The organism is Candidatus Stygibacter australis (assembly GCA_030765845.1).
Taxonomy (GTDB): Bacteria; Cloacimonadota; Cloacimonadia; order Cloacimonadales; family TCS61; genus Stygibacter; species Stygibacter australis.
On sequence record JAVCDJ010000149.1, the window covers coordinates 1 to 6,217 of the forward strand.

Sequence of the window (6,217 nt, forward strand, 5' to 3'; positions counted from 1 at the left end):
GAACCCAGGTATGATCTCCGTAATCCGCTTGCCCAGAACGACTTCCTTCTTCAACCCGGTAAACTCTTCGAAAGCTCTATTTATTTCAAGGAAGATATAATCCACGGGTCGGTTGTTATCGTCCACTACGATCTTGCAATATGCAAGTCCATTCAATTTGTTATCGAACAGACTCCGATACTTAAGATCATTCTCCGCCAGCATTTCTTCCGCCTGCTTGCGGTCTGTGATGTCACGGTAATTAACTACAATCCCTTTTATTTTAGAAGAGTTAAGTAAATTGGTACCGGTTCCTTCAATGTATATCCATGTTCCATTCTTATGAAGAAACCTGAAATTAACTTGTTCAATTTCATTTGGTCTTTTCAATAATTTTACAAATTGCCTGGATATACGCTCCCTGTCATCAGGATGAACTAATCCAAAAACATTTTCACCTATCAATTTACCGGTTTCGTATCCCAGCACTTTTTCATGAGATGGGCTTTCGTATGTAATAAATCCCTTATCGTCTAATATAGAAATTACATCACTACTATTTTCAATCAATGTTCTGAAATACTCTTCGCTTTCTAATAAGTCTTTTTCTGCCTGTTTACGGTCAGTGATATTAATAACCCCGGCAAGTGCTCCTTCGTAATTACCAGCCTTATCTAGTATTGGTGCAGTTTCTAATGCTGCAATAATTCGATTGCCATCCTTGCAAATAAATTCGAAGTCGTGCTGATCTTTAAATCCTGCTTGACGTCGCTCTAAGTTTTGATTGGCGATCTTAATTCCAGCATCATCCATGAAATCAAAAAGAGATTTCCCCAGCATTTCTTCAGGTGAATATCCTAACATCTTGGCCATACTTGGGTTAACGAAACTGGTTTCATTTTTTTTATCAATAGCCCAAATGCCTTCTTGGGCTAAGTTTACTAACTCCCGATATTTTTTCTCGGCGTTAAATAATTCAGCCTCCGCCTGCTTGCGCTCGGTGATATCAATACTTGCAATCAAGACCGCCGGTTTACCCTGAGCTTCAAAAGGTATCTTATATGTTTCGAGTATAATAGTGCTTCCATCCGGATTCTCCATTGTTTCTTCGGGTATAAATTTTGGCTTGCCACTTTCGATTACTTCACGGTCATCAGCAAGCATAGCACGTAATTCATTCTCATCTTCACATAGATCGGCATGAATTACATTTGTCATCGCTTCGACTGTTGAACCATAGAAAGCGGTTAGTTTCTTATTAACTAAAATAAACTTGCCCTCGAGGTTCTTGGCACAAATAAATATTGGAACGATATCCAGGATTTTTCTCAATAATAGTCTATTGAGTTTCAATTTTTCTTCCACCTTCTTGTGCTCGGTGATGTCGATAAAGTTAACTATAACTTTTTCCAATTTATTATCAGTATTTAGCAGTGGCATTGCATTGACATTTACCCAGGTAACAAATTCTCTATCAGGGCAGATTATACCAAATATATAATTTTTTAACGGATTCAATGTTCTGATTACTTTACTTGCGGGATAGTCATCAATTTTCATCGGAGACATATCTTCATAAACAAACATCCATTCCGGATCTGTTACCTCTTTGCCCGACATTTGCTCTGAAGTTAAACCAAGAATATTATTTGCTTCAGGGTTACTGATCAAAATACGGGAGTCGCTATCATGTACTACCACACCAACAAGAAGGCTATCAACTGTTGTCCGGTATTCTATTTCACTCTTTTGGTGTATTTCCTCAGCATGCTTGCGTTCGGTGATATCTCTAATAATACCAATAAGAAACTTTTTGCCATTATTATCTATAAACCTTGTCTTTTTTGTAGAAATTATATGTGTATTTCCATCCCTAACCGTAAGGGTCTCTTCATTAATATTTTCAATCCCATCGGCAAGCACCTGCTTATCTATTTTCAAAAAACTTTCTTGTTCTTCCGGAGTAACTTCTTCGGCAAGTGTTTTACCAATTATTGCAGATATTGGAAGGCCAAAAATATCACAAAAAGCTTCATTTGCCAGCAGTATTCTGCTTTGATTGTCTTTTACGAAAACAGGGTCACCTATATTGTTGATAATATTATCAAGATATTTCTCACTTTCTTCTGCTTTTTCTTGGGCTCTAACTATTTCCAATTCTGCCTGTTTTCGTTCAGTCAAATCCATGTTTGTGCCTGTTACACGGATCATATTTCCATCAGAATCTCGGGTAATAAATCCTCGTGAAAGTATAGGAACATAATGGCCGTCTTTATGCTTCAACCGGAATTCAATTTGATAGCTTTCCATATCCGATTTTACTGCTTTATCCAAAACTGCATCTGTAATTCCTCTATCATCTGGGTGTGTAAGTTCATACCAAAGTTGATCAGTTACTGTCAATTCATCAGGTTTATAGCCGATCTGTGCCCACCATTGCGGAGAATAGTAGATATTTTTATTGGCAAAATCCCAATCCCAGGGAGCATCATGGGAACCTTTGATAACCAAAGTCAGCCTTTCCTCACTATCTTTAAGTTTCTCTTCCGCCTTCTTACGATCGGTGATGTCAACATATTGACACACAACATTCACAAGTTTTCCTGCATCATCTTGTATTGGAAACATGGACGCATCGATCCAAAGCTCATTCGCATTTGACAGATCCACATCACCTGCCTTTGAGCCTTCCCAAAACATTGTAAATCGTGCACTTTTTAAATCTTTGAAAACAGCTTCTACAGCAGGTATAAATCCTTGAGCATCAATATTCTCATCATTGAGTACATTATATTTTCCGATTATCATATCGTCAGTTACATTAAGGATATTCCGCAAAGCTTCATTAGCCCTTAGCAATATTCCTTTCGCATTAGAAATCCACATGGCAAAGGGACTGTTTTCTATAACTACATTCAGGAAATTGGCCTGGTTTCTGTATTTTAGTTCGCTCACCTGCAAATCTTCTTTTGCCTGCTTTCTAATCGCACCCGCAATTTTTAGATCTTCATAGCTGTCGCTCAGTTCCTTTGTACGCTCATCAACGAGTGCTTCCAGAATTACTTTTTCATGTCTCAATTTATCTTCTGCTGATTTTATGCGGAGCATCAAATTTATCTGAGCATAAAGTTCAGCTGTATCAATAGGTTTCGACAAAAAAGCATCAGCACCAATCTTTAAACCTTTAATCCGATTTTCAGCATCAGTTTTTATTGCAGTAACCATAATGATGAGAATGTTTTTGGTTTTAGGATTACTTTTTAGTATTTTGCAAACTTCGTAACCTTCCAATTCGGGCATAACAATATCCAAAAGGATCACATCCGGATCTTTTGCAAGTGCAAGCTCAATTCCACCGGGTCCATTTTGGGAAGTAAACAAAATCGAATCAGGGAACGCGTCTTTGATTACGGCTTCCAAAACGGTCAGATTGTCTTTATTGTCATCGATTGCGAGTAGTTTTATCATATCATTCTCCTTTCATAGCGCTTGCCGATACAGCAAGGATCGGTATATGCTGCAAATTCTTATCTTTTTGGGTTTCTGTACAAAATGCCTCAAGATTCACATGCACCCGCTCCTGATCAGATGTTTTATAATACATCTTTCTAACTCCTGATGCAGATTTACTACATCATTTCTATCAGCTCCTGACAGTTCTATTTTACTCAATTTCCTCACATTCTTCATGCGTACAAGTGCAAATTCACCCAAAACAATCATATGCAAGAACTATATTAATCAAGTAACATATTAAGATATATAACAAATTGTTGTAAAGTAAAAAAGTCATTGCTAAAGGTATATCCCTAAATAATAATTGTGAAATAAGCCCTGCAATTAAAGAAAGTTGATAAGGTCGCTCAATAGATTATAAGTAAGTATCCAATTAAGTTATCGAGTTAAGATGCCCTACCCGGTAGATTGACTTGAGCACGACCATATAATCCCAATCATCCAACTGGTAGATTACCATGTAGTGGTTGTTTGTAGATTAATCATCCTGATTAATTTCTTTGTTTAATCAGTTAATCAAGGACGATTAACCTACATATAAATATATAAATATATAAATATCAATAAATAAGCCAGTTAGCAATGAGAATCTCCTGGTCAGAACAGTCAACCCTGTCCGTTCTCTCCACCCTCTCCACCCTCTCCACTACGTCCACTTTGTCCACTAAGTCCACCAAAACCACCACCAAAACATCTAAACTGGGAACAGCATGACATTATATTGTTATGCTGATCGCAGTTTAGGCACATTAGGGGTGCCAGAAAGGCGGTTAGATTGCTGGTGGATATGGGATTAGGGAGATAATTTGGAAGGGTTTCAGGAGCAAAATACTGGCAGATCAGGGTGCTTAATAAAATTACTGTAGAAAAAAATGAAAAATACCTTGGATAAATTTGCTTTGGAATTATATTTTTTATTAAGAGATATCTTAAGTATCGGAGGTGATCATGCCGCGGACTGGCGGAAGCCGGAAATTTCTGGAGAATAACTGCGATATTCACGGCAGACTGGGTGATATTGTATATCGCAGAAAGCGCAATGGAGAGAAATATTCCTATCCCTACAGTTTCCAGGCAAAATATGAACCTACTACCCTGAGCAGACGCGTAAGCGCAATCATCAGAAAGGCAGCAGAATTCACTAATCCGCAGTATAAAGGCTTTAAGAGCATCATCAAAAAAATGTATTACTACACGCCATTTATTGTCTATACTGGTGAATATGAACTGCGCTGCAACACATTTTATAAGATAAGGAAAAAAGGGCATTATGGTACTTCAATCGATGGGGGAGTGGTGCAATTGCAAAAACTGGCACCGCGTACAAAAGTAGCATATCGTTTTGTGGAAGAAGGTGTTCACTGGCTGCGCTGCTATAATGGGACCGCCTTATACAGCGAACGGCAGGTGCTCGTGATCTCAGATTCGGTGAGTCTGGAAGAAGCTTATGATAACTGGTTTGACCTGCATCTGGCAGAACTGCTTTCTCAGCCTGACCCGGCTTTTGCTTCCCTGCCCATCTATCGCCGCTACCTGAAAAGTGAAAGCATCTACCTGGATTTCTCTGGTAAAGTAGAAGACTTCGTGATCTATCCGTCAAGTAAGACTAAATATATGTATTCCCACAAGATAGGCAGTTATGAGAATAACAGCCAGACCCAGTATTTCTGTGCTGTGATGCCAAAAGTACTAACATGCTGGCAGGAAGTAAGCCCCCAATTTTCAGAAGTTTGGCAGAAATACTATAATCGCTGGTTTCCGCAAAATTACCGTAAAGGAAAACGCGGCAAAGCCATCGGCAGACATCATCTCTGGAGCAAAGCAGTATTTAAAGCAGCTCAGGTAATGGGCTTTGACTTGAAAACACTTAGCCAGGACAACTGGCTGCCCGGTATAGAAAATTTAGGTGATCTGCTTGATACAGTAGGTTTTGGACGTTATGGGCTGACCCAGGCAGAGCTGAATGTTAAAATATTTTGATCTGATATGCCTAATATGTGGACAGGATGGACTATATGGACGGGATGGACATAATGGACAAGGCAGTATTATAAGTAGGACCTGCACCGCTAACGGTACTCCGGAAGTCCAACCTTCGCTTACGCTGCTAAAGCTACGGATCGGTCTTCGAGGGGCGAAAACTGGGGTCAGTTATCAGCAGCAATCTATACCTTACTTCCCAGAAATGTTATTTATCAGGAATTAGTTGATAGCTGTCGTTATTTGCGTCCCACCTGGGAATACCCGGCGGAGCACGTGCACTTAGTGGCTGAAAATCTGCGATTGCTTTGCATGGGTCTATATTATTGAAAAGGAAAATAAATCCGTTGTGGCTGTATGTAGCTTAATCATCTTGATTAATTTCTTTTGTTTAATTAGTTAATCGGGGACGATTAACCTACATATAGATAACATCTGCGATGTAAAAGAAATAAATACTTTTCTGCCGATGTGTTACCACGTGTTTGTAGATTAATCATCTTGATTAATTTCTTTGTTTAATCAGTTAATCAAAGACGATTAACCTACATATAGATAACATCTATGATGTACAGACTATTGACAAACCCTGGTAATTGAAACCGGGAGTTTCATGTTGTATCCCTTTTTATTAAATTAATATCGGTAACATTGACCTAAAAATGCTAGATAAGAATTTTCTGGACTAGAATATTTGAATATATGCTTGATTTTTAAATAAAAAATAGAATTCGACTGTTTG

General features: G+C 38.4%; 3 protein-coding genes. 1 reads left to right on the top strand and 2 read right to left on the bottom strand.

Features of this window, described 5'->3' with window-relative positions; all coding sequences use genetic code 11:
* Nucleotides 1-3,447 (bottom strand): PAS domain S-box protein (locus RAO94_07585; GenBank protein ID MDP8322195.1); only part of this gene is annotated, 3,447 nt, incomplete at its 3' end.
* 1 nt (nt 3,448) lies between these two features.
* A complete protein-coding gene (locus RAO94_07590; protein MDP8322196.1) occupies nt 3,449-3,583 on the bottom strand; it encodes a hypothetical protein in 135 nt (44 codons plus the stop codon).
* An 860-nt stretch (nt 3,584-4,443) separates the two neighbouring features.
* Here RAO94_07590 and RAO94_07595 point away from each other — a divergent pair.
* Nucleotides 4,444-5,475 carry a hypothetical protein gene (locus RAO94_07595; protein MDP8322197.1) on the top strand — a complete coding sequence of 344 codons (1,032 nt, stop codon included), beginning with the start codon at nt 4,444-4,446 and terminating at the stop codon, nt 5,473-5,475.
* The last annotated feature ends 742 nt before the right edge of the window (nt 5,476-6,217 follow it).

Bases quoted from the DNA above. Each gene is read 5' to 3' on its own strand.
- RAO94_07595 (MDP8322197.1), top strand. From the start codon at position 4,444: ATGCCGCGGACTGGCGGAAGCCGGAAATTTCTGGAGAATAACTGCGAT.
- RAO94_07590 (MDP8322196.1), bottom strand. From the start codon at position 3,583: ATGTATTATAAAACATCTGATCAGGAGCGGGTGCATGTGAATCTTGAG.